The organism is Ruegeria sp. AN6 (assembly GCF_056540425.1).
Genome location: NZ_JBQFWR010000031.1, coordinates 1 through 23,604, shown reverse-complemented (window position 1 = coordinate 23,604; position 23,604 = coordinate 1). Strand labels below are relative to the sequence as shown.

The 23,604-nt window shown below is 56.1% G+C and carries 22 protein-coding genes; all 22 read right to left on the bottom strand.

Annotation, left to right across the window (positions count from 1 at the left end):
- Positions 1-238: 238 nt before the first annotated feature.
- Positions 239-469 carry a hypothetical protein gene (locus ACR0MQ_RS22645; protein ID WP_480611194.1) on the bottom strand — a complete coding sequence of 77 codons (231 nt, stop codon included), beginning with the start codon at positions 467-469 and terminating at the stop codon, positions 239-241.
- Between the two features lie 242 nt (positions 470-711).
- Entirely contained in the window at positions 712-1,041 is a 330-nt protein-coding gene (locus tag ACR0MQ_RS22640; RefSeq protein WP_170770237.1) for a hypothetical protein, read from the bottom strand.
- Entirely contained in the window at positions 1,038-1,310 is a 273-nt protein-coding gene (locus ACR0MQ_RS22635) for a hypothetical protein (RefSeq protein ID WP_170770235.1), read from the bottom strand. The genes ACR0MQ_RS22640 and ACR0MQ_RS22635 overlap by 4 nt, the downstream gene beginning before the upstream one ends.
- Before the next feature lie 246 nt (positions 1,311-1,556).
- Positions 1,557-1,940 (bottom strand): hypothetical protein, encoded by a 384-nt coding sequence (locus ACR0MQ_RS22630; protein WP_480611191.1) that lies wholly within the window; start codon positions 1,938-1,940, stop codon positions 1,557-1,559.
- Between the two features lie 108 nt (positions 1,941-2,048).
- Positions 2,049-3,017 carry a sugar-binding transcriptional regulator gene (locus ACR0MQ_RS22625; protein ID WP_480611188.1) on the bottom strand — a complete coding sequence of 323 codons (969 nt, stop codon included), beginning with the start codon at positions 3,015-3,017 and terminating at the stop codon, positions 2,049-2,051.
- Positions 3,014-4,036, bottom strand: a complete 1,023-nt coding sequence (locus ACR0MQ_RS22620) for an ABC transporter permease (RefSeq protein ID WP_170770231.1) — start codon at positions 4,034-4,036, stop codon at positions 3,014-3,016. The genes ACR0MQ_RS22625 and ACR0MQ_RS22620 overlap by 4 nt, the downstream gene beginning before the upstream one ends.
- Positions 4,033-5,064, bottom strand: a complete 1,032-nt coding sequence (locus tag ACR0MQ_RS22615) for an ABC transporter permease (protein WP_170538859.1) — start codon at positions 5,062-5,064, stop codon at positions 4,033-4,035. Before ACR0MQ_RS22615 ends, ACR0MQ_RS22620 begins: the two co-directional genes overlap by 4 nt.
- Entirely contained in the window at positions 5,061-6,581 is a 1,521-nt protein-coding gene (locus ACR0MQ_RS22610) for a sugar ABC transporter ATP-binding protein (RefSeq protein ID WP_480611185.1), read from the bottom strand. Before ACR0MQ_RS22610 ends, ACR0MQ_RS22615 begins: the two co-directional genes overlap by 4 nt.
- A 144-nt stretch (positions 6,582-6,725) precedes the next feature.
- A complete protein-coding gene (locus tag ACR0MQ_RS22605; protein WP_170538855.1) occupies positions 6,726-7,742 on the bottom strand; it encodes a substrate-binding domain-containing protein in 1,017 nt (338 codons plus the stop codon).
- Positions 7,743-8,098: 356 nt separating this feature from the next.
- The gene (locus ACR0MQ_RS22600; protein ID WP_170652425.1) at positions 8,099-8,383 is read right to left on the bottom strand and encodes a putative quinol monooxygenase; all 285 of its coding nucleotides are present in this window, start codon (positions 8,381-8,383) and stop codon (positions 8,099-8,101) included.
- A gap of 3 nt (positions 8,384-8,386) precedes the next feature.
- Positions 8,387-10,000: a GMC family oxidoreductase gene (locus ACR0MQ_RS22595; RefSeq protein ID WP_480611182.1), complete on the bottom strand. Its 1,614-nt coding sequence runs from the start codon at positions 9,998-10,000 to the stop codon at positions 8,387-8,389.
- 19 nt (positions 10,001-10,019) lie between these two features.
- Positions 10,020-11,030: a zinc-binding alcohol dehydrogenase family protein gene (locus ACR0MQ_RS22590; protein ID WP_480611180.1), complete on the bottom strand. Its 1,011-nt coding sequence runs from the start codon at positions 11,028-11,030 to the stop codon at positions 10,020-10,022.
- A 4-nt stretch (positions 11,031-11,034) separates the two neighbouring features.
- The gene (locus tag ACR0MQ_RS22585; protein WP_480611178.1) at positions 11,035-12,546 is read right to left on the bottom strand and encodes an FGGY-family carbohydrate kinase; all 1,512 of its coding nucleotides are present in this window, start codon (positions 12,544-12,546) and stop codon (positions 11,035-11,037) included.
- On the bottom strand, positions 12,539-13,381 hold the full coding sequence (locus ACR0MQ_RS22580; RefSeq protein ID WP_170770219.1) for a class I fructose-bisphosphate aldolase: 843 nt from the start codon (positions 13,379-13,381) through the stop codon (positions 12,539-12,541). The genes ACR0MQ_RS22585 and ACR0MQ_RS22580 overlap by 8 nt, the downstream gene beginning before the upstream one ends.
- A complete protein-coding gene (locus ACR0MQ_RS22575; RefSeq protein WP_480611175.1) occupies positions 13,372-15,093 on the bottom strand; it encodes a glycerol-3-phosphate dehydrogenase/oxidase in 1,722 nt (573 codons plus the stop codon). The genes ACR0MQ_RS22580 and ACR0MQ_RS22575 overlap by 10 nt, the downstream gene beginning before the upstream one ends.
- Before the next feature lie 30 nt (positions 15,094-15,123).
- Positions 15,124-16,119, bottom strand: coding sequence for an aldo/keto reductase (locus ACR0MQ_RS22570; protein ID WP_480611172.1), 996 nt, complete (start codon positions 16,117-16,119; stop codon positions 15,124-15,126).
- Entirely contained in the window at positions 16,109-17,089 is a 981-nt protein-coding gene (locus tag ACR0MQ_RS22565; RefSeq protein WP_480611170.1) for a sugar-binding transcriptional regulator, read from the bottom strand. Before ACR0MQ_RS22565 ends, ACR0MQ_RS22570 begins: the two co-directional genes overlap by 11 nt.
- On the bottom strand, positions 17,089-18,084 hold the full coding sequence (locus ACR0MQ_RS22560; protein ID WP_480611169.1) for an ABC transporter permease: 996 nt from the start codon (positions 18,082-18,084) through the stop codon (positions 17,089-17,091). Before ACR0MQ_RS22560 ends, ACR0MQ_RS22565 begins: the two co-directional genes overlap by 1 nt.
- 14 nt (positions 18,085-18,098) lie before the next feature.
- Positions 18,099-19,613 carry a sugar ABC transporter ATP-binding protein gene (locus ACR0MQ_RS22555; protein ID WP_170770210.1) on the bottom strand — a complete coding sequence of 505 codons (1,515 nt, stop codon included), beginning with the start codon at positions 19,611-19,613 and terminating at the stop codon, positions 18,099-18,101.
- A gap of 90 nt (positions 19,614-19,703) precedes the next feature.
- Positions 19,704-20,720: a substrate-binding domain-containing protein gene (locus tag ACR0MQ_RS22550; RefSeq protein WP_170770207.1), complete on the bottom strand. Its 1,017-nt coding sequence runs from the start codon at positions 20,718-20,720 to the stop codon at positions 19,704-19,706.
- A 250-nt stretch (positions 20,721-20,970) separates the two neighbouring features.
- Entirely contained in the window at positions 20,971-21,255 is a 285-nt protein-coding gene (locus ACR0MQ_RS22545; protein ID WP_170770205.1) for an Arm DNA-binding domain-containing protein, read from the bottom strand.
- A gap of 635 nt (positions 21,256-21,890) precedes the next feature.
- Entirely contained in the window at positions 21,891-23,423 is a 1,533-nt protein-coding gene (locus ACR0MQ_RS22540) for a phospholipase D family protein (RefSeq protein ID WP_480611164.1), read from the bottom strand.
- Positions 23,424-23,604: the final 181 nt, after the last annotated feature.

Sequence of the window (23,604 nt, the reverse complement as noted above, 5' to 3'; positions counted from 1 at the left end):
ATAGATTACTCATGTTATACCCCTGAAACTCAGGGGCTTGAATCATGCAGCCGAGATGACGGCAACCAAATTAATGGGTCCAGAACCTAGGGCTTAAGGAACCCGCGCTAGTATTTCACTGCCTTCGCCATACAGTCGTAACACGACTGAGCCAAGCGGATGTTCCCGAACCTATTGTGCAATGCATCGTTGGCAATGCACGATCAGGTGTCAAGCAAGAGGTCTATAATCGGGAAGGCTACATGCTGGCCCAATTGAAAGAGGCCATTGACCGCATCACGATTGACAAAGCCAACTGAGCGATACTCGGGTCGGGGCCATTCCGCATGGCCTCTTCCATCTTCAAAGCAAAGTGGCCAGCTTCAATCCGCACTGCTTCGAGCACTATGGAAGTCACTTTTTCTATGACCTCCGCTCTGCTGTCCGGGCCAATCTTTTCCATGCCGCCCATGACTAAGAAAGTACGCAACGATAAACGCCGCGTAATGTGTGCAGTTATCAAGGTCGGATGGCAGCAAGTCGAATGCCTGCAAAGTTCGGTACGATGCGCGAAGTGCATCTGCAGTAATCTGTTTGTCCTAACAGTCGTGTTTGATTGCAGTCAAATTGCCAAACATGATGCACAAGCAATGTAGTGGTCAGGCGACTTGTTGTTAAGTTTCATGGTGCTTTCTTAACTGCGCTGTGTACCAAGTATCGACCGTTAAGACACTACCTTCTTAGATAGTCATATTGCGTATCGGCATCGAAACTTCGGCTTCCGCCATCGCGAACATCCAACACGAGGATGAAGGCTACGGGCGAAACAACAAAGAACAGAACCAAGGCGGCTACCTTCAACCTTTCGACCACCATGTCAGCATCTAGTCTGCTCTGAGTATAGCGAACGAACTTCACACCACCCCAAACAAATAACCCACATACGGCAAGTACGATTACTCCGAGATAGGCAACAAGAAACTCGCCGCTATTCTGCGTTGCAATGCCCAAAATCGAAGCGGCACCGAAGAAACTTATTAGGATGTAGTGAAGTCGCGTCATCGTATATTCTCGAATTGGTCGGCTTTTCGTGACTTTTTGCCCCAGTGGTGGGGAGAGACCTTCTCCAGTCCCGGCAAACTAGCAAGAGTAGAAAAAGGAAACGGACCACCTGCATAGCGCGCCTTTAGTGAATGCAGCGCCAGCAGGTTGTTGCCCTTGATGAGCAGGTTGTTGCCCTCCGAAGTCATGTACTCAGGTCTATACCTACGCTCACGATCAAGCCGTTCTTTCTGTCTACCTATGCCAAGCGGCATGCCCTGTCGCTTCACGTGTGCCCTCCCCCGCACCCCTGTGCGCGATGCAACGCAGTCTGCAAAGGTTCTTAGCTTCGCTGTAGGGAAGTAACCACCCTAATCAATCGAGTTCGATGATCGACCGCAGTCTCGGGTGAGTTAGCCCCACAAGAGTATTAGGTGCCAGACGGACCGCGATGTTCCGGCCCGGCTGGTCTTCGCTAATTCCACCAAGGCAGTTGGTATAGCTGATGTACCATTCAAAAGACTTACAAAGATACGTTAGCCAGACTGGTTTTCTTCCTCATCAGCACCCATCGCGATGTGAAGAGCTTCGTGGATCATGAAAGCCTCCAGCAAGGACAGACCATAACCTGTTCCAATTGGGATCATGTCACCAGAAATCGTCTTATTCACGTAGGCTTCGACGTCCCATCTCTCTCTTGCTCTTGTTAGATTTTGTACTTCCATTCGGTACATCGCATCTTCGAAGGCGTAGTTCGCTATTCTGATTGCCTTTTGGCGCAATGCGCCGGTTAGGCCCGGGCGACCAAACAACGGCGTCGCGTTTAAACGTGTAAAAAGATTATAGATGGCACCGTTTTTTTGAAGTTTCTCGAGGAAATTGAGAGAGGTAAAGCGGATTTGTTGCCCAAGCATCTGCACCAGCGTATCTCACGCGTCTGCGATCGAGAGCTGTTAGGTCTTATAAACCCAGTCAGATCTGCCTAAGAGCAATACAGGCACTCAGAAGAGCTGGGGGAAGCAGAGATGCTATCTATTTTTCACACTATCCAATGCTGATTGGGCCGTTACCTCATCAACCACCAACGTATTAATATGTTGGCCATTTAATGCAGCTAAGATCGGTTCAACTTTCTCTTTACCGCTCGCTACGCCAATTCGTATCGGAACCAACTTGGCGTCTAATAGCGGTAGGCTGACAAGTCTGGAGTTAAGCGCACTACTGCACAACTCTCCTTCACAATCGACCAGATGCCCGAGCAGTTCAGCCCTAACTCCGCTGTTGTACAGCTTTACCCGTTCCTCGTCAGACAACGGATGAGCTTTGTAGTAGGTCGCATCCTCATCGGTTACTGCACCCAGCCCCAATAACGAGACATTTGCGTTCCGTGCCTGATTGAGCACATCGCTGACCGCACGGACCGACAGGAGCATGTCGCGCTCTTCCTTGGTATCTGCGTGCAATGGAATGTGGATAAGAGTTGCCGTACCGCCAAGCCCGTCTGCAATGCGCGTTGCCAGATGGTTTACGTCTGTATAGTGCTGTCCCTGAACACCGCCCGTCATTGGTATGACAATGTTCGACGTAGCTCCTTGAGGTTGGAGGTGATTGGCAACAACGCTCAGGGCTTTGCCTCCCGAAATTGCGATGACATCGTCCTCTTTCACGATGTCCTGAAGATGCTGAGCTGCCGCCTTACCGACCAAATCCAGCGTGGTACCCGCATTCTCGGTGACGGTATCGACCACAAGAAATTCAACACCGGACCATCGCTGTTTCAGTTGGTTTTCCAGATTGAACAACCGCTGAAACGGGCTGTGAATACGAAATTCGACCATACCCATTTCGCGGCCCTGCTTGATAAGCCGGTTAACTTTTGCAGTCGACAACCTTAGATTTTTTGCGATCTCGGCCTGCAATTGACCTTCTTGAAAATGCAGGGTCAGGACACGTGCGATCAGGCGCAGGGTTTTTGGGTCAGGTCCGTTTGCGTTCAACTTTCACTGTCCTTTCTGCTCACCAAATGGTTCGACGCCGCTGCCAGCAACAACGCGGCTCCTACTACAAGAGTTTGGAAATAGGCGGGCACCAGTGTCAACATTCCGACGGTTAGGGACATAATTATCAGAGCCCCAATAAAGGACTTCAGAACACGCCCTTCACCGCCACTGAAGGCAGTACCACCCAACAGAACTACAAGTATAGCGGTTAACTCCATACCGTCACCTGACAATGGATCGCCCAGCGACATAAAACTGGACCGCGCGATCCCAGCCAGTGCAGCGCAGATGCCAATCAGCACGTAAAGGATGATCACGGTCCGCGCTGTATCGATGCCCGACAATTTCGCCGCCATTGGATTGCCCCCAGTTGCTGCCGCGTATTTCCCCAACTTCATCCGATCCTGCGCGACAATCATTGTGATCGTGACCAAAATGGCGACCCAGAATGCCCAAGGCAGACCAAAAAATACGCCATCGCGACCATAGTCGTTAAACCAACCCGGCATTTTCAACCCTCCGCCGGATTTTATGGCCGAAACGCCATCTTCGACCAACAATAATGCGATACCTTTATAGAGGCTCAGTGTGATCAGCGTGGCGATCACCGGCGTAATCTTTAATCGGATCACAAGAAAGCCGTTGATCGCGCCCAACAGAACACCGACCAAAACTGTTGCCAGAAAGGCAGGTACAAATGGTACACCGTTGATGGCCAACAGGGCATAGACCACCGCGCTAAGGCTCATGGCGCTACCCACGGAAAGGTCAATATAACCCGAGATCATCAGCAGCGTGAACGCCCCTGCAAGCGTCAGGATCGGGGCCGAAACGCGCAGAATGTTGATGATATTGCGCTCACTCAGGAAGTTGCCGCGCTCGAACAGCGGGAACTTGTCCAGATTGGCGGTGCTGAGCACTACGACCACAAGGATCAGGACCAAATAGATGTAGTAGTCTTTCAGGAACCGTTTTAGCCGGTCACCGGAATGTGGGGATTGGGTCAAATCGGTCATCCCGCGTGCCTCCGGGCCAGGGCCCATGTCTGGGCCATGATCGCGATGAACACGGCGATGGCTTTTAGAGTGAATTGCCAGTCTGGCGACAGCACCAACCCAGTGGCCGCCGAGGTCACTGTCGCAAGAATGATCGCGCCAAAGAACATTCCGATGACAGAGCCGAACCCACCCGCGATTGCAACACCGCCCAGCAATGAGATCACCAGCGCGTCAAACTCCATCAATGTGCCGCGGTTCGAGAACCCGGATTTGAACTCGGACGCGAGCAGGATACCCACCCCCCCAGCCATCACTGCGCTGAACAGGTATAGCTTGACGACATGGCGCGCATTGTCGACCCCCGACAGGCGCGAGGCGACGGGGTTGGCGCCGATCAGATAGGTTAGCCGCCCGAAGACGGTCTTACGTTCGACAAACACCGCCACAAGGATCAGGGTCGCCATTAGCACCACCGGCAGTTTGATCGAGGTGCCGAACATGGTCATGTTCCCCAATGTCCCGAAATCCGCCGGCAGGTTGGTGTTGCGTTGCGAACCTTGCGTGACCACCTGAGCGATCCCGCGCGCCAGCATCATCGTTCCCAGCGTGACAATGATCGACGGCACCCGCAGCGCGACCACAAAGGCGGCGTTGACGGCTCCGATCGACATCGCGCCGATCAGCGCGCAGACCATTGCCAGCCACGTGGGCATTCCCCAGCCCGAAGACAGCGCGTTGGCCCCATCCGTCGCCTGCGCGAACCACACAGCCAGCACGCCGGACAGCGCCACGATACCTCCGACCGACAGGTCGAAATTGCCCGAGACCAGGAGGAACGTGACCCCAACGCCCAGCGAGATCACCGCCCAGTTGTTTGTCACCAGATTCACAACATTCTGAAACTGAAAGAAATTCGGCACCAGAATGGACGCCAGCAGGAACAACGCCACAGCGGCCCCGGCCACCAGAGACGTGATGAACATCTCATCGCTCAGCCTGTTGTCCTGTTTGGCCAGCCTGCGGCCTGCAACTGCCTGATCGGTCATTTGTTTTCACCGCCCCCGCCGGTTACAACATTCAGGATATGCGGAATGTCGACCTCTGTCCCGTTCTTGATTTCAGCTTGGATCCGCCCGGCGTACATCAGGAAAACCCGGTCGCAGATACCCAGCACCTCTTCGAGTTCGGATGAAAAGATGCAGATCGCGCGGCCATTGTTGGCCAGTTCGCGGATCAGGTCGTAGATTTCAGATTTCGCGCCCACATCGACGCCGCGTGTGGGTTCGTCGAGCAACAGCATATCCGCATCTGCGAACAGGCATTTCGACAGGACCACCTTTTGCTGGTTCCCGCCCGAGAGTTTCTCGGCATATTTCTCAATCGAATTCGTCGCGATCCCCAGCTTTCCGACATATTCGCGGGCGACTTCTTTCTCACGCTCATCCTGAAAAACGCCGAAACTGGCCAGTTTACGGATGTTCATGATCGGAATGTTGCGCCGGATCGTAAGTTCGGTGAACAGACCCTGCGTACGCCTCTCCTCGGGCACCAGAGCGATGCCTGCGGCGATAGCCTCCTTGGGAGAAGCCGCACGTTTGCGGCCCTTGAAATCGATCTGCCCGTCGGCTTTGTCGGCCCCATAGATGGCACGCGCAACCTCGGTCTTACCTGCGCCGACCAGACCGTAAAAGCCGACGATCTCACCCCCTTTCACGTGAAAAGACACGTCTTTCAGCAGGTGGTTGGTCAGCCCCTTGACCGTCAAAACCGGTTTACCCGCGATCTCACCACGCGGTTCATATTCGTGGGTAATCGCACGGCCGACCATCATCTCGATCAACTCTGGGCGACCATTCACGTCTGCCAGAGGTTTTGTAGCGATGTGCTTGCCATCGCGCAGGACTGTAACGTTATCGCCCAGCTCAAAAATCTCATCCAATTTATGCGAGATATAGATGACCGTCACATCCGAGTCCCGCAGGCGGCGGATGACCCCAAAAAGCCGTTCAACCTCGCGCTCCGACAGGGCAGCGGTGGGTTCATCCATAATGATAATACTAGCCCCGGAAGAGGCCGCGCGGGCAATCTCGACAATCTGTTTCTGCGCCACACTCAGCGATGAAACACGCGCTTTGGGGTCAATCGTCGGTTCTATCGCGGCAAGGGTTTCGACGACACGATCTTCAAGGTTGGACTTGACCAAAAAGCCAAACCGGCTGGCCTCCATCCCCAAGGTCAGGTTCTCAAGAACGGTCAGCTGATCGACCACATGCAGTTCCTGAAACAGCGTCCCCACACCGCTTTCGCGGGCGTCCTGCGTGCTTTTCGGCTCAAAACTCTGACCCAGAATGGCCATCGAACCGCTGGTCGGGGCCAGCGCGCCGGTCAGCATCTTTACAATGGTCGATTTTCCGGCCCCGTTCTCGCCGACAAGGCAATGCACGGTGTTGCGTTCAATGTCGAAAGACACGGTATCCACAGCCCGCACGCCAGGATAGTCCTTGGTCAACTCTCTGACAGATAGTGCTTTTTCCTGCGCGTTTTCGGCAAAAGCATTCTGCACGATCATCCCCTTTTTGCCCGCGCCGTTCCAGAAGGCGCAAAATGGCCGCGCCTTGATGTCAGCTTATCCAAGTTTGATTGTTTTGCCACCAACACCGGGACCCATACGCAGATCCCGATGTTGGACGAATGACAGATCAGCCGGTCAGCTGCCGAACTGATCTTTCAACCACTGTTCGGCCTCTTCTTTCGGCATCGACCAGTAGGACACGGTGTAGGCCTTGTAGAAGAATTCTTCAGCAGTGTCCGAGGTTGGCTGAACCTTACCATCAAGCACATCCATGATCAGGTCAATGCGGCCTTGTGCGGTTTCAACCGGCGGCAGACCCATCGAGACTTTGAGGCTGGAATTCGGGTCATAGACCTGGTCGAACTCGACCGAGTCAAAGTCGACGCTCGCCACGATTTCGGTCAGAGGCTTTCCGTTGTCGAACTTACCGCGCCCTAGTTGCGCCAGACCGGCCATTGTGCCAACGGTCAAGTTAGAGGCCTCAGAGTAAATCAAGTTTACTTCGGGCCGCTGCGTCAGCAGGTCCACGATGATCTGTTTCGCAGCTTCCTGACCCTTGCTCGAATCCAGCGCGCCCAGATTTTCCGCATCCGGGTCAACCGACAGTACTCCTTCGGCAAAAGGCGCGGTCCGGCCCGAATTCACCTCGGTATGGTTCGGCCAACCCAACTGCACCATCACGATGGGCTTGTCGGGATGCGCCTCTTTCCAAGCTTTCGCCATCTGCGCGCCCATCTCGAAAGACACCGCCGCCTCGTCACTGCGCGCGGTCGGGATGCCGGTATCGGTAATTGGGCTGAAGAACGAGGTCATCACGACATCATCGGCCAGCGCGTCTTCAACGCCGGGCGTCGCGGCCTCGGCATCCCAAATATGCAATGTGGCGGCATCGAAACCACCCGCAACAACCTGATCGACATTCTGGGTCATCACGGCAGAATCCGCCTGCCCGTCAAACACCACAACCTCGGCCCCGTATTTTTCCTTGGCATAGCGCTCTGCTTCAGCCGCCTGAGACTGGTGAAACACGTTCGACAAGTCAGACACAAAGAACGCGATCCGCTTGCCATCCTCGGCAAATGCCCCTGCCCCACCTACAAACGTCAGTGTCGTTGCCAGCAGGCCCGCCTTTAGTACATTCCTCCGCTGCATATTTCTCTCTTCCCTTTTGTTTTCTCCAGAGTGCGGTCGATCCGGAGCGGTGCGCTACGGAGCCGCGATCCCAGCCAGCACCTCTCCTCAGGAACCGAGACTGAAATTTATTGCAGTAAGTGTTATTATTATCATTTCCTCTTGCTGAGTCAACTTTCTTGACGACTCTTCAATGAAAAAAATTGACGTTCTAGATCAGCCTAATGATCCCGCAATACACTGATAATAATATATATTTTATCCAAGTGAACTCAAGCACTCGGCAGACGAACGGACTCTCTGAAATCCGGTTAGAAAAAGAGAGAAAAACCTTTCTGAAACTCTGCGAAAAATCGAAAACACGAATCCCGCAGCGCTTAAAGCTTCGCCAACTTTTGAACGGAAATTTGGGCCTTTCCGTTTACGGCCTCCTTGAACCGGACCATGTGTGACATGCGCCCGTGATTGATGATCGCCTGAGCGCCAGACCAAATCTCGTGGATCAGAAACTCTGACCTTCGGTGGGGTGAAACGAACACATCATAGCCTTTGTTGCCTGCCTCCTCACGGCTGGCAAATGCCAATTCCTCGATGGCGGCTCGCACTAAATCTGACTGACCGTCTTCCGGAATGATGCGTGCGATGATTACAATCTCGTTCATATTTCAAGCTCTCTTGCGGATCATATCCGCCGCTTTTTCAGCGATCATCACAACAGGTGAGGCCGTATTGCCCGAGACAATCTTGGGCATGATCGACGCATCAACCACACGCAATCCATCAAGCCCATGCACCCGAAGGTCTATTCCCACTACGGCTGAGGCATCCGAGCCCATCTTGCAGGTGCCGACGGGGTGGAAAATCGTGGTGGCGATATCCCCCACGCCTTTCACCAAATCCTCCTCGGATTCCATCGCCGGACCCGGCAGGATTTCTTCGGGCTGATAGGGTTCCAGCGCCTTTGCCGTCATGATCATCCGCGCCTGTCGCACGGATTTCGCGGCGACCTGCTTATCGTTGTCGGTCGACAGGTAGTTCAGGCGAATATGGGGCTGAACCTTGGTCTCCGCCCCCTGAATATGGCAGGTTCCGATGCTTTCAGGGCGCAGATTGCAGACAGAGACGGTGATGGCCGGGAAAGGATGCAGCGGGTCGCCCAGTTTGTCCGTCGACAGGGGCTGTACGTGATATTCCAGATCGGGCGTGGCCAGATCAGGATTCGATTTTGTGAACATTCCGAACTGACTGGGGGCCATCGACATGGGCCCTGATTGCGTCAACCCGTACTGCAGTGCGATCTTGGCCTTGCCAACCAACGAGTTCGCCATAGTGTTCAACGTCTTTGCGTTTTGGACCTTGAAAACTGTTCGGATCTGCAGATGGTCTTGCAGGTTCTCACCGACGCCAGGGCTTTCGTGGTGCAAAGCGATGCCATGTTCGGCCAGCACATCGCCACGTCCCACACCCGACAGTTCCAAAATCTTGGGTGAGTTGATTGCCCCAGCCGCCAGCAAAACCTCTGCACCGGCAAAAGCATCATACCGCGTGCCCTTACGAACATAACGCACCCCCGTAACCTGTTTGCCGTCAAATAGCAGAGTTTCGGTTTCCGCGTGGGTCAACACCCGCAGATTTGGACGTTTCATCGCCGGTCGCAGGAAGCCTTTGGTCGTGTTCCAGCGCACACCGTTTTGCTGGTTGACTTCAAAAAACCCTGTACCCTCGTTGCTGCCGTCGTTGAAATCCGCGCGCGGCAGGATGCCGAACTCCTTGGCCCCTTCTTGGACCGCTTTCAGAATGTCCCATTGAAGCCGCTGCTTTGAAACCTTCCATTCGCCTCCGCTACTGTGCATGTCGCTGTCACCGGCGTGGTGGTCCTCGGACCTCAGGAAATAGGGTAACACGTCATCCCAACCCCAGCCCGTATTCCCCAGCTGCCGCCAGTGATCGTAATCCGCCGCCTGCCCGCGCATATAGATCATGCCGTTGACCGAGGTGCATCCGCCCAGAACCTTGCCCCTTGGATACACCAGAGAGCGCCCGTTCAGCCCCGGCTCAGGCGCGGTTTTCATCATCCAGTCCGTGCGCGGATTGCCAATGCAATAGAGGTAGCCCACCGGAATATGAACCCAGTGGTAGTTGTCGGATCCGCCGGCCTCAAGCAGCAGGACCCGCGTCTTGGGATCCTCGGTCAGGCGATTAGCCAGAACGCAACCCGCCGTGCCCGCGCCAACGATGACATAGTCGTAATCCCCATCAAGTTTCCGCGCGTCGGTCATGAATTCCCGGTCTTTCTGGTTAGTACGCGACGACAAGCTTGCCGATCATGCGACCGGTTTCAATGATCGCATGTGCCATTTTCAACGTAGCCGCAGACAAGCCGTGCAGCGTTTTCTGCTCGGTCGTGCGGATGATCCCGTCATCGACCAGGCGGGCAACCCGGGCCAATATCTGCCCCTGCCGCGCCATATCCGCGGTACCGAACAGAGATCGGGTGAACATCAATTCCCATATCAGCGCGGCAGACTTTCCTTGCAGGGCTGAAATGTCCAGCTTTTCAGGGGTCTCGACGATGGTGCCAATCCGGCCCTGCGGCGCGATCAACTCGCACATGGCGTCCCAATGCTGCGCGGTGTCGGCATATTGAGTGATATAGCTTACGGTTTCGTGTCCCGCCGCCCGTACCTCGGCAATCAGATCGCGGTGGTTGACCACCTGATGCGCGCCCATATCCCGGCACCAGTCTTCCGTTTCCTGGCGCGAGGCGGTTGCGATCAGATGTAGACCGGTCAGCTTGCGCGCCAGTTGCACGGTAATCGATCCGACCCCGCCGGCCCCGCCGATAACCAACAGACTGGAAGGCGCCTCGTTTGTCGGCACTTGCAGCCGGTCAAACAGCATCTCCCACGCGGTCAGCGAGACCAAGGGCAATGATGCCGCTGCCGCCGGGCTGACCGAGGACGGCGCCTGTGACGCAATCCGATGATCGACCGCCTGAAACGCAGCATAGGACCCGGCGCGATTGGCATCGCCTGCATACCAAACCCGGTCGCCCTTGGTGAAACCCGTAACTTCGGGCCCTTTATCGCGAACAATGCCAACAGCGTCATATCCCAGAATGAACGGCTCCGCATGGTCCTGCTCCGCTGCGGTGCGGATGCGGCGTTTGGCATCTGCGGGGTTGACCGAGATCGCCTCAATCTCCACCAGAAGATCGTTGGGCAGCACCTCCGGTTCTGGAAGGTCCACATCCAACAAGCTGTCCTGTGCTTCAATTGGTAGTGATTTCAAAAAACCTACAGCTTTCATTTGCTTACCCTTCGATTGTTTTCTGAGCGGAGTCCCAAAACCCGCGCATCGCCTTGATCAGCGCGAGATACTGCGCATACCGGGCGTCGTAGTGCGCTTGCATTTCGGTGTCCGGCTGGAACTCGGACTTGCGGCGGGTCATTTGGGTGATGGCCTCTTCGTACGATCCGTAGGTGCCTGTGGCGACCGAAACCCCGATGGCCGCACCCAAGGCTCCGGTTTCCTGCGCTTCGGCCACGTAAATCGGAACGCCGAGGCAATCGGCGAACATCTGCGGCCAGACCGGGCTGCGCGATCCGCCGCCGGACAGAACCGCCCGATCGAAACTGACCTCTGCGGATTTCAGAACTTCGATGTGTCGGCGATGCTCGAAAAGCACGCCTTCGAACAAGGCCCGCAGCATATGACCTTCGCCATGCCAGCCGGCAACGCCATAGAACCCGCCCCGGAACGACGCCCCCTGCGCCGAGCCATAGAGGAACGGGTGAAAAAACGGATCATCCGCTGCGGGCGTGACCTCGGCCACTTTGACATTGCAGTATCCGAACGGGTCATCGTGATGCGCGCCGCGTTCGACAAATTCACGCACATACCATTCTAGATTAGCCGCCGAGGTGGCGCTGGCCTCGATATTCACGAAGCGGTCTGGTCCGAAGCCCGAGACCATGAACAGATCGTCATTAACCGCCGGCGTATCCGAGAAAACCTGATTGATGCTCCACGTCCCTGCGATGATCGAGGCCTCTCCGGCGCGGACAACGCCTGACCCCATCGCACTGGAAACTACGTCGAAATAGCCGCCGATCACAGGCGTACCTGCGGTCAGACCGGTTGCTTTCGCGGCCTCGGCGCTGACGGTTCCAGCAATCTCCGCCGGGTCGATTAGGGGCGGCATCATATCGCGCGCATCGCCTAGGCCGTAGAGCGCCAGCAACCCGTCATCATAGGTACAATCCGGCATTTGCGTCAGGCCACAACCGGACATATCCGAGATCTCACTGACCCGTTCACCCGTCAATTTGTAGGTGATGAAATCCTTACACAGCATGACCGTGCCGGTTTGCGCATAGACATCGGGCCGGTGGCGTTTGATCCAGGCCAGTAAGACTGGCGTCTGGGACGGCCACGGTTTCTGCAGGCACAGCGCATGCAGCGCATCGCCTGCGGCTTCGGAAAGTTCCTCGGCCAATCCGGCGGCGCGGGTATCCAGAGACTGGATGCCCACCAAAGGTTTGCCTGCCTTGTCCAGCAGATAAAGCCCGTTGCCATGGCCCGCGCAGCCCACACCGATGATCTGATCGGGCGCAATCCTGGCCTTTTCGATGCATCCGGCGATTACCTGCCGGGCATTGGACCATAGCTCATTCAGGTCGCGTTCCACATGCCCAGGCTGAGGGGTCGAGGATTGACCGTCGAGCGCCTGCATCGCCACGGGGCGGCCCTGCAGATCGAAGAGCACGGCCTTGATGACCGTATTCCCCGCATCCAGCCCCAGAATATACCCGTCCTTAGCCACGGTTATAGATATCCCACGCTTCTTCGCCACTGGCGCCATTGTGGATCATCGCCATCAGCGCCGCCACAACCGCCTTAGGGTTGTCGTGCTGATAGATATTGCGGCCATAAACCATCCCCTGCGCGCCTTGTGCCATAAGGGCCGCGGACTTCATTAGCACGTTCTTGAGATCTTCCTTGCCACCGCCACGGACCAGAACCGGCACGCGCGCAGCCTCGATCACGCGATGAAAGTCCTCGGGGTTTTCCGTGGGGTCGGCCTTGATGATGTCCGCCCCCATTTCCGAGGCCAGTCGCACCAGCGTCACGATCTTTTCGGCATTGCCATCCACCTGATAACCGCCACGCACATCATTGGGCAGCATGACCAGAGGTTCGATCATCAGCGGCATGCCATATTTGTGGCAGGCCGCGCGCACCTTGCTGATGTTTTCGACGCACTGACGGAACAGCTCGGGCTCATCTGGCAGCATGAACAGGTTCACGACTACGGCGGCCGCATCCATCTCAAGCGCGCCGATGATCGGCTCGTCGGCGTTTTGCAGCATCGACCACATGACCCGGTGGCGCTGATCGTTGTAGGGGTTGCCCATGTCGATCCGCATCACCAGCGCGGGCTTGTCCTTTTCGGGCCGCGATTGCAGCAGATCCGCCTGACCATAGGCACACTGGATCGCGTCCGGCTTGGCCCCTATCAGCGTGTCCATGACACTGGCCATATCCTCAAGCCCAACCATGAAGCTGGGCTCATTACAGACCCCGTGGTCAATCGCCACGTCCAGACAGCCCCCATTGGTAAACATCCGGTTCATCCGGGCCTTGGTGCTTACACGCATTCTGTTCTCCGTTTCTTGTTTCGCGCGGCCAGAGCCTCGGCGGTGACGCCATAGAACTCGGACAATTCGTGAATAAGTGCTTGTTTTTGATCGTTGGTCTCTTGCGGGCTAAGGCCGCGCTCGTGGGCAAAGACATCGGCAAGCTGTGCCAGCAGGGCGTTCGAGATTTGCCCCGTGATAGCCAACGCGGTCCGGCGCAGTACGATGTCGGACAGGGTCTCGACATATTCGGTGCGCGTCAGCCAGATGATTTCGGCGCGTGTATAGAGGCATCCTTGCGTGAGCGGTGCGTCCTGAACCGACTGGCAGAACTGCGCCACGTCATCCGCTTGTGTCCCATAGTGCTCCATCAGGTGATGTGCGCGCTCGGGTGCGATGCGAAAATCCGCAACCAGACGGGATTTCAAGCTCTCACGATCATCAGGGAATTGCGCACCGCCGCCAATGGGCAGCCCAAGGGTCGAGGCCCGGCGTGTGTGCTCCAACTCAGCCATCACCTCATCTGCGGCTTGTTCACCAAAGGCGCGGAACGTGGTCCATTTGCCGCCGACCATGCAGAATTGTGGCACATCCCCGTCCAGCCGCCGCGTATCATGCCCGCGCGAGATGCGCCCGGTGAAATCCTGATCACTGCGCGGCAGCGGGCGGATGCCGCTATAGCTAAACACCACCTGATCAAGCGTGATCTCGACCCCCGGAAACACCAGTCGCAGCGAACCCAGGATATAGTCCAGCTCGTCGGGCTCACACCGCACCCGTTCGGCCTTGTCAACGCGGATATCGGTCGATCCGGCCAGGACCTTGCCTTGATAGGGGAACACGATGCACACCCGGCCGTCGGTGTTTTCAAAATATACCATGTGCCCACCAAGCGCCTGCAGCAGCGCCGGGTTATCAACGATCAGATGCGAGCCCTTGGTGCCCGAGACCATCCGTTCATTGACCCGGCCACCCAGCCCATTGACCGTGTCATCAAGCCACGCTCCGGTGGCGTTGACGATCACTTTCGGCATCACTGGCACAGTGGCACCGCTGCGCCGGTCGGTGACGGAATAACTATCGCCATCCCGCGTCATTTCCGCATAGTTCAGCGCGATGCAGTCCGAGGCCTCGGCCGCGACATCGCGGATCATCTCAACGCACAGCCGCTCAGGATGGGTGATCTGGGCATCATAATACACCGCCGAGCGTGTGGCCTTTGGGGTCAAAGCAGGCCAGTCCTTGCGGGTCTGGCCGGCGCTGTTGAAATGATGCCTGGGCAGGATGCGCCGCTTGCGCGTTACCCAATCATAAAGCGACAGGCCCAGTTTGATCGGCACTGCGCCCCGGCTCGAAGGCTTGCCCTGCCAGCCAACAAAGCTGGCCGCTGCGTTGAACATACCCGAAAACACCGAGGTGATTGGAATGACCGTCGGCAAGGGCCGCACCATATGCGGTGCGTTCAGAAGTAGGGCATCGCGTTCCTGCAGGGATTCCCGCACCAGATCGAACTCACCATTCTCCAGATAACGAAGCCCTCCGTGGATCATCCGCGAGGGCGCAGCACTACAGCCCGAGGCAAAGTCATTCCGTTCAACCAGAAGCACCCGAAGGCCCTGCAAGGCCAGCTCGCGGTAGACCCCAATGCCGTTGACCCCCCCGCCGACAACCACCACTTCAAACGCGGCGTTTTTGCGCAGATTTGCCAGGTTTTGTTGTCGTTGTTCTGACATGGTGATCCTGTTTCTCGCGGGGTTCAGGGCTTAGCTGTCCAGATCGCTCAGATGCGCGCGGGCCTGGGTGTCGATTTCGGCAATCTCGGCCTCGGTCAGACGCAACTGACCGGCCTTTGCATTCTCGACCGCCTGAGCCGCATCGCGCGCGCCGCATAGTGAGAAGGTGATCCCCGGCTGCTGCACCGTCCACGCAATGACCGTCTGCGCCAGCGTCGCGCCATGCGCTTCGGCAATGGGTGCGATGGTCTGCATCAGATCCGCCACTTTCTGCCGGTTCGACATGGAGAAACGTGGATTGTCCTTACGCTGATCGTCACCCGTAAACTCTCGATCCGGCCCGATCTTGCCGCTGAGCAGGCCCAAGGCCAGCGAGGAGTAACTGAGAACCGACACGCCATTCTCACGACATACGGGCAGCAGCGTGCCTTCGATGTCGCGTTTGACCATCGAATATTCTTCCTGAATCGCATCCAGCTGACCGGCGGCCACATAAGCTTTGACCTCGTCTGCCGAGGTGTTGCTGGCACCTATGGACCGGATCTTGCCCTGCTGTTTCAGGGTCTCCAGTGCCTCCATCGTCTCAGCGATGGGGGTGGTCGGGTCCTGCCAGTGGGTGATGTAGTGGTCGATATAGTCGGTGCCCAGACGGGTCAGGCTTTGTTCGACCTCATAGATAATCGCGTCCTTGCCCAGATAGCGATGCACCGGCCTGCCGTCATAGTCGAAGAAATGGTTGCCCTTTTGCGTGTGCCAAACCAGCCCGCATTTGGTGGCCAGCACCACCTTGTCGCGGCGGCCTTTCAGCGCCTTGCCCACGATATCCTCGGCCACACCCTGCCCATAGGCAGGCGCCGTGTCGATAAGTGTCACGCCCGCATCGACCGAGGCCTGAATGGCGGCGACGGATTTGGCCTCATCCGTGCCGCCCCACATCCAGCCACCGATGGCCCATGTGCCCAGCCCGATGACCGAGGCTTCGATCCCGGATGCTCCGATTTCGCGAGTCAGCATCTCATGCGACATCTCGTGTTCCTTCCATTTCCTGTATGACTGCAGTCGCTGTATCTTCGTCCAGGATCAGCGAATTGAGAAACTTTCCGTTCAGCACCGCCTTGATCGGCAATACTTTTTGTGCCCCCGCACTAACACCGATCACTCGTGTGCATGGGGTCAGATCGGTCGGCGCAACCGAGACCAACCGCGAATTCAGCGCATAATTCGACACAGATCCGTCGATATGGATCAGATGAGCAAGGAACTCTCCGATCACGCCCATGCCCATCAGCATCTTGCGGTCTGCCTCGGGCACCGGATGCAAGTCGTAGTAGCTGGAACCTTCGGGCTCGATAGACCCGACACCCACCAGCGCTACATTGGCGCGACGGGCGAGGTCCAGCACTTCGCGGATCGTGGACACCTGTTCCAGCATATCGCGCTGATCGCGGCTTTCGGCAAACAGAGGCGCGTGAAGCAACATGGTTTTGCCGCCCAATCGGTCGGCCATCAGCGTCGCAAGATGGTTCACGTCCGTATAGTGCTTGCCCTGAATGCCTCCGGTCAGCGGCACCACGGTAACGTCAAAATCACGCTCGGGCTCCAACGCCTCGACCGTGGCACTGACCGCCTTGCCCCCAGTGATCGCGATGACATCGCCATCCCGCAGCGTCTCAATCAGATGGTTTGCGGCGGCACGGCCAACTTGCTGTAGAGTTGTTTCGGTACTGCCCGCGACCGAGGGGGTCACGATAGCCTCCGACAGTGTGGTCAAACGGGTCAGACCCCGTTTGATATCCATCAGCGTCTCGAACGGGCTCTCGATGTCGATCTTGACCATGCCCATCTTGCGGCCCTGAGTGATCAGGCGATTGACCTTGGAATTCGACAGGTTCAGGTCGCGCGCGATATCGGCCTGTTTCTTGCCCTCAAGGTAATGCAGGACCAGGACGGTGTGGATCTGCCGGATCAGTTCAAAGTCTTTCTTCTTGTCGACCATCACCCGCGCCTTTTGTTGAGGTAATGGTCGATGGTCACCGCCGCCAGCAGGATCGAACCGCGGATGATGTCCTGCCAATAGACTGACACATCTAACAGCGCCAATGAACTGGAGACCAATGACAGCAAGATCACGCCAAGGATTGCGCCAAGGATCGACCCCGATCCACCGTTCAGGCTGGCCCCGCCGATTACGGCGGCGGCGATGATGGTCAGTTCCAGCCCCAGCCCGAAGGTGGGTTGCGCCGAGCCAAATCGAGCCATGTAGATAATGCCCGCGATACCGCAGAGCGTGGAGCAAAGCGTGGTAGTCAGAAAGATCACCTTCTTTGTGCGGATGCCGGAATAGGCGGCGGCTTTCTCGTTGCTGCCGGTGTAGAACACTTTGCGGAACATGGTCGTCCGGCGCAGCATGAAGTCGAAGGCGATCACGAAGACTAGAAAGATCACGATCACGATCGGGATCGGGCCGATGGTGCCCTGCCCGATGAATTTGAACTCGGGCGGCAGGGTATACAGGCCCAGTGGTCGCCCTCCGGTGAATAGCAGGCAAGCGCCCCGCGCGATCACCATGATCGCGAGCGACACGATGAAATGGTGCAGCCCCACCTTGGTCACGACGAATCCCATAAAAGCTCCGATCCCCGTACACAGCGCAATCGCCATGGCCGAGGCGACCCAAGGGTCAATTCCGCTGAGGAACAGCCACCCCGCGATCACCATCGCCAGTGCCGTCACTGACCCCACCGACAGATCGATCCCGCCCGAAATCAGCAGGATCGTCATCCCAATCACCAGTAGGCCATCGACGGCAAATGCCATCGACATGGCGCGCATATTGGCCCAGGTCAGAAAATAGGGCGAAGCAAAGGACATAATCAGGAACAGCGCCAGAATAATGACGATCAGCCCGGTCTCGCGCATCCGAAACAAGCGTTTCAGCAGAGGCGTGTTGTCGGTTGCACCCGCTTGGGCCAGATTTACGGTGTTGTCCATATTCGTCTCTCCGCTCATGCGATCGAGGCCTGCGCGTCCATGACCGAGGCTAGGTGCATGATGTTTTCTTCTGTCATCTCATCGTCCGTGACCTGCCCGCTGATGCGTCCTTCGCGCACCACCAGCACCCGGTCGCAGACACCGATCAGTTCGGGCAATTCGGACGAAATCACCACGATGCCCACGCCGTCCTCGGCCAGATCGCGAAGAATGCGGTGGATCTCGGATTTCGCGCCCACATCAACCCCACGGGTCGGTTCATCCAAAAAGATCAGGCGCGGGTTGACCGAGAGCATCTTGGCCAGCGCCACCTTTTGCTGATTTCCCCCCGACAGAGATGAAACCGGATCACTCAACGACCCGCACTTGAAGTTCAGCTTGCGCCCCAACGCCTCGGCCTGCGCTTCCTCGGAATCCGACTGGATCAAACCGATCCCGTTGGCCACCTGTTCCAGCTTCAGCGCCGAAACGTTGGCGGCAATCGGCAGATCCAGGAACACCCCATCCCCTTTGCGATCCTCGGACAGGTACACCATCCCCTTGGCGATACTGTCCTGGTAATTGCGCAGCTTCAGCTCTTCACCGTTCAGCCAGATTTGTCCGGTCACCTCGCCCTCAAGCTGGCAGATGCCCTTGACGATCTCGCTGCGACCAGCGCCGATCAGACCCGCAATACCCAGAATTTCACCCTTATTCAGCGTGAATGACACATCACGAAACCGCGTCGCTTCGGTCAGGCTGCGCACGTCGAGGATGACCTGATCTGAGGGCACCTCCTGTTTGTCGGGGTAGAGATTATCGATCACCCGCCCGACCATCGCGTTGACCACATCGCTGGGCTGAACATCGGCCACATTGTTCGTGACGATATGCTGACCGTCCCGGAACACCGACACCCGGTCGCAATTGTCGAATATCTCGACCATACGGTGCGAAATATAGATGATCGAGATCCCCTGATCCGCCAGATTGCGCATGATCCCAAAAAGGGTCTGAGCCTCGGTTTCCGTGAGTGCGGCTGTAGGTTCATCCAGGATCAGAATGCGGCAATCAAGCGTCAAGGCCTTTGCAATCTCAACCAGTTGCTGGTTCGAGATCGAGAGGTTTTTCACCAGAACCGATGGGTCGATATCGCTGAGCTGGCGAAACACATCCACGGCGTCACGTTCCAGTTTGCAATAATCCATCAGCCAGGACCGGCTGACATTGGTCTTGGCCATGAAGATATTCTCGGCCACCGACACATCCGGACACAGGGCGATTTCCTGATGAACGAAACCGATACCCAGTTGCTGCGCCATCGTTGGTGACGAGATTTTGACTGCTTTGCCGTTCAGAACGATCTGCCCGCTGTCCGGCTGCAAAATCCCGTCGATCACGTTCATCAGGGTCGACTTGCCTGCACCGTTTTCGCCTGCAATCGCGTGGATTTCCCCCTTGCGAAGCTCAAAGTCGATCCCTCGCAGCGCCTTGACCGGGCCAAAGGACTTGCTGAGGTTCGATATCTGAAGGATCACGTCATCTTGCATGGCAGCACCTTCTGGGGTGTCTCTTATTTGTCGCTGGAACCGCCCGTGAAAATCGGAACTGCACGGGCGGCACACTGCGGAGTTACCCGATCAGGCCGGATCGCGGCCTTCCATGTAGACGTTCAGATCAAAGCTGTCGGCATTGTCTTTGGTGATGACCGCAAAGCCATTGTCCATGAACGGGATCTGAACCGGGTTGAAGCCGCTGGTTCTCCAGTCATTGAACGGATCGAATACACCCGACCGGTTGGCCAGATGCACTGCCATGAAGCCCATGAAGCCTTGCACGCCCTGGTTGGGGTTCAGAGACATGTGGATGTTGCCCGCGCGAATATGCTCCAAGGTCGTGGGCGTCACGTCCGCATGCATAATCAAGATATCCGAATTGGCTTCCAGCTTGGCTGCAACCGCACCTTCCGCCGAGCCGGCTTCGGGGATCCAGATAGCCGCCACATTCGGGTTGGCCTGAATGATCGAAGCCGTCGCACGATAGGCCGCATTGCTGTCCTGGTTCGTGGCCTGACGACCGACCAGCTTCATGTTTGGATAATTGTCCTCCATGTACGCGATCAGAGCCGTCACTCGCAGGTCATGGTTCGACTGGCCCGGGTTCTCAAGAACCGCATATTCGGCGCTGTCACCCACTTGTTTGACAATCTCTTCGGCAGCGAACTTCGCTTCGGCATGATTGTCCGACGTGATATAGCCGGTACGCTTGGAATTCGGGCTGTCGGCGGCGAATGTCACAATCTCAGTGCCGCCGTCGATGGCGCGATTGATTGGCTCGATGAAAGGATCGGATTGCATCGGATGCAGCAAAACACCCGCTGGCGACTTTACCAGATCCTGCTCGAACGAGGCGATCTGCTTGGTGATGTCATAGTCAGGCGTTCCTGAGAAAACAGTATCGCAACCAAACGCATTGGCCGCTTGCTTGAAGCCCTGATAAACCGGAACCCAATAGGGATGGCCCGAAACCATGACGTTCATAACATAAGTCTCGCCGGGTTCACACATGATGCCTTCGGCCTGCGTCGACTCGGCAGTGATTCCAGCAACTGCCAATGCGGCGGATGCGAAGAATGTGTTTAATCCACTGTACTTCATAGATTTCCTCCCTGCAGAAAGCTCTTGCTGTTGAGGTGCCTTGTTCCTCCTCACCTGAATCGCAAGATATTTCACTAGATGATGTTTATTGCATCTACACTTTTAAGGTCGCCGCGAAGGAGGCGTCAAACACTTTCGGTATTAATTTTGTTATTTGAAATTTATTTCATTCACGAAATTTGATTTGCATGTGATTTGTTCCCGTTTCAACGAGAACGGGCCAATACCCAGAGGAAATCTTGATTTCGATTTAGGTGACCTCGCTGAAACTAAGCCACGAGTTTAGTTGGTCTTGTCTTACTTCAGGTCCGACAGCCCGGCCGAGGCGTGCGACTTGTTTGTAGATGAAAGATTTGTCGAACGACTTTTGAGGTTCCGAGTTTGCATCGAGCCCCTTGACAACAGCACCTTCCCATTGCCGACCGTTGTGCCTGTAGCGAAAGACCCAGGATCGCCCGCCAGTGCCGGTTATCTGCAATGCAAGCCCGGCCACGCCGCCCACTGCGTGTACGCCGGCGCGCGTCAGCCGTTTCACTTCGAGAGATCCGAGCTCTCTGGCACGTTTTGGCAATACTTGCGCCCTCTGTTCGATCAGGGAATCGAACTCGACCTGGGGATTCCAACCCCATTCCTACCCGCCCAAACGGATGCAACCCATGGCTACTTCATGCGACGAAATGGAACAAGTAAAATCGACCAGGCCATTGAAATTAAAACGAAATGATACGAATCGCGACAGCGGTTCTCAAGTGGTACTCGCCTCCACTACTTTTCAATGGGTTAGAAGCATTGGCAATTCCTGCCCCAGCGCTTTTTACAATCCATTTTACAATTCCGTTCACGCTTTGCTCTCCTTGGCCTCAATTAGAAGCGTCAAAACGTCATCAGTTTCACCCGGCGAAACCTGCGCGTAGCGCTCAATCATTGCCGCAGAAGTGCGCAGAGACCACCCAATACATCCGGCGATCTGAGAAAGCGATAAACCTGCCCGCAAAAGCCCCGTGGCTGTCGTACCACGGGCGTCGTAAATGCGCTGAAAGCGGAGTTTGCAAATTCTGGCAAGCGGACAAACCAAACGACCGGCTGGAAAGGATCAACAGACATTTTCGCCCCAAGGCTGCCGTTTTGTAGGCCTGAGTTCTCTGGTAGCACGAGCTATCTGTTAAAAACCTAAAGCTGGGGCCCAATTGGCAAAATACTTAGAAAACCAGCAACTAAGTGATCCCAAGCAGATCCTGTCGGCTCGGATTGGTACTCAAGAATGTCGCCATCATCGCCTTTTGTCGTCCATTTAAGCTGACCAGCTTTCTCGAGCGTCACGTTATATGTGTATGCGGGCAGCGCGTCGTCCAAGGCACCCATGGTCTGCTCAGTCAATGCTGGCGAGTCAATCAGAATTCCCATCTCGGTGTTGATGTTGACAGACCGCGGGTCCCAGTTGAACGACCCTACGAACAAGTATCGATCGTCAACTGCGAATGCCTTTGAATGTAGACCTGACCTCGATTGAGCCCAATTAATACCGCGACGTTGGACCTGATAAGCGTCGGGTCGCAGCTCATAGAGTTCTACTCCACCCCGTAGAAGTGCTCGGCGTTTCTTGGCGTAGTGCGCGTAAACGGGTGCGACGTCGTTAGATGCAAGTGAATTGGTTACAACCTTTACTTCGACCCCACGGTTCTCGAGTTCGGTCAGCCATTTCACACCCTTGTTGCGCGGCACGAAATAGGCGGAGACGATGTTCACCTTACGGCTGGCATTCTCAAAGTACGGAAGCAATTGAGATGCCAGAACGGGACCTGAGTTCTCGAGACCAGCGGCTTTCGACGGAGGATCAGCATAAAGCTTCGCAGGCAGCCAATCCAATGACAGAGCTCCATCCGCGAAGTTCTCTTGTGCTGACTTTCTGAGAGCCGCGCCATACTGCGTTTGCTTCGCTTCATCGACCAGTTCGTTCAACCTGACTCGCGCATCACCAAGGTCAAATTCCTGAGGTTCTCCAACAACCACCCGAGCTGGAACGGCAAACTCGCTGTTCCAGTAAGAGTCAAAGCTACGCGACACCTCCCGCACAACGGGGCCTGCGGCCAGCACATCCAGATCAGCATAGTTCATTTCTTCCCGAGCGAGAAAGTACTCGGCACCGATGTTTCTCCCACCCACAATCGTGAACACGTTGTCTGCCGTCATTGATTTGTTGTGCATTCTGCGATTGATTCGTTTGAAGTCCGTCAGCCCCGCGATCAACAGGCTTTGATCTCGCCAAAATGGATTGAACAACCTGATCTCAATATTTTTGTGATTGTCCAACGCGGCCGTCATCGCATCATAACTGGACGTATCCATGTCATCCAGTAGCAATCGGATGCGAACACCCCGATCTGCCGCCTGCAAAAGACTGGCTGCAAAAAGGTGGCCCGTTGGGTCGTTGTGCAGAAGGTAGTATTGCGCGTCTATCGTTTGCTCAGCCGCAGCCGCTAACAGCAAACGTGAAACAAGCGCTTCTTCGCCGTCACTGATCAGCTTGACCCCCGACCGACCGTCATTGGGGTCCCCAAGGCGATTGGCAGCCTGAACCAGACCTGTGCCCGACTTTACCGGCAGCGCAGTTGATACAGTCTTTTCATATGTGCGAGTTTTTGGAGCGCAAGCGACAAGGGTCAACGTGCACAAAATACAGACCACTAGCTGCCATCGTGTCATCAGTTTCCTCCATCCCCGTATCCTAGATGACTACGCCTAGACGGGTGATTGCAAGTTTGTTCTGTGAAGCATTTGTGCAAGGTTCGACTGGACTAGGCTCCAGACTCATTGATTTACAGCCAGAACAGCACGGTAGCTGCTAGAGCGATAGCCGAGAGGAATACCTTTGGGCATCTGTCAT

Coding starts and splice junctions, on each gene's coding strand:
- ACR0MQ_RS22555 (WP_170770210.1), bottom strand. CDS start 19,613: ATGCAAGATGACGTGATCCTTCAGATATCGAACCTCAGCAAGTCCTTT.
- ACR0MQ_RS22640 (WP_170770237.1), bottom strand. CDS start 1,041: ATGACGCGACTTCACTACATCCTAATAAGTTTCTTCGGTGCCGCTTCG.
- ACR0MQ_RS22590 (WP_480611180.1), bottom strand. CDS start 11,030: ATGAAAGCTGTAGGTTTTTTGAAATCACTACCAATTGAAGCACAGGAC.
- ACR0MQ_RS22550 (WP_170770207.1), bottom strand. CDS start 20,720: ATGAAGTACAGTGGATTAAACACATTCTTCGCATCCGCCGCATTGGCA.
- ACR0MQ_RS22540 (WP_480611164.1), bottom strand. CDS start 23,423: ATGACACGATGGCAGCTAGTGGTCTGTATTTTGTGCACGTTGACCCTT.
- ACR0MQ_RS22565 (WP_480611170.1), bottom strand. CDS start 17,089: ATGGTCGACAAGAAGAAAGACTTTGAACTGATCCGGCAGATCCACACC.
- ACR0MQ_RS22600 (WP_170652425.1), bottom strand. CDS start 8,383: ATGAACGAGATTGTAATCATCGCACGCATCATTCCGGAAGACGGTCAG.
- ACR0MQ_RS22615 (WP_170538859.1), bottom strand. CDS start 5,064: ATGACCGATCAGGCAGTTGCAGGCCGCAGGCTGGCCAAACAGGACAAC.
- ACR0MQ_RS22560 (WP_480611169.1), bottom strand. CDS start 18,084: ATGGACAACACCGTAAATCTGGCCCAAGCGGGTGCAACCGACAACACG.
- ACR0MQ_RS22605 (WP_170538855.1), bottom strand. CDS start 7,742: ATGCAGCGGAGGAATGTACTAAAGGCGGGCCTGCTGGCAACGACACTG.
- ACR0MQ_RS22620 (WP_170770231.1), bottom strand. CDS start 4,036: ATGACCGATTTGACCCAATCCCCACATTCCGGTGACCGGCTAAAACGG.
- ACR0MQ_RS22580 (WP_170770219.1), bottom strand. CDS start 13,381: ATGCGTGTAAGCACCAAGGCCCGGATGAACCGGATGTTTACCAATGGG.
- ACR0MQ_RS22570 (WP_480611172.1), bottom strand. CDS start 16,119: ATGTCGCATGAGATGCTGACTCGCGAAATCGGAGCATCCGGGATCGAA.
- ACR0MQ_RS22595 (WP_480611182.1), bottom strand. CDS start 10,000: ATGACCGACGCGCGGAAACTTGATGGGGATTACGACTATGTCATCGTT.
- ACR0MQ_RS22575 (WP_480611175.1), bottom strand. CDS start 15,093: ATGTCAGAACAACGACAACAAAACCTGGCAAATCTGCGCAAAAACGCC.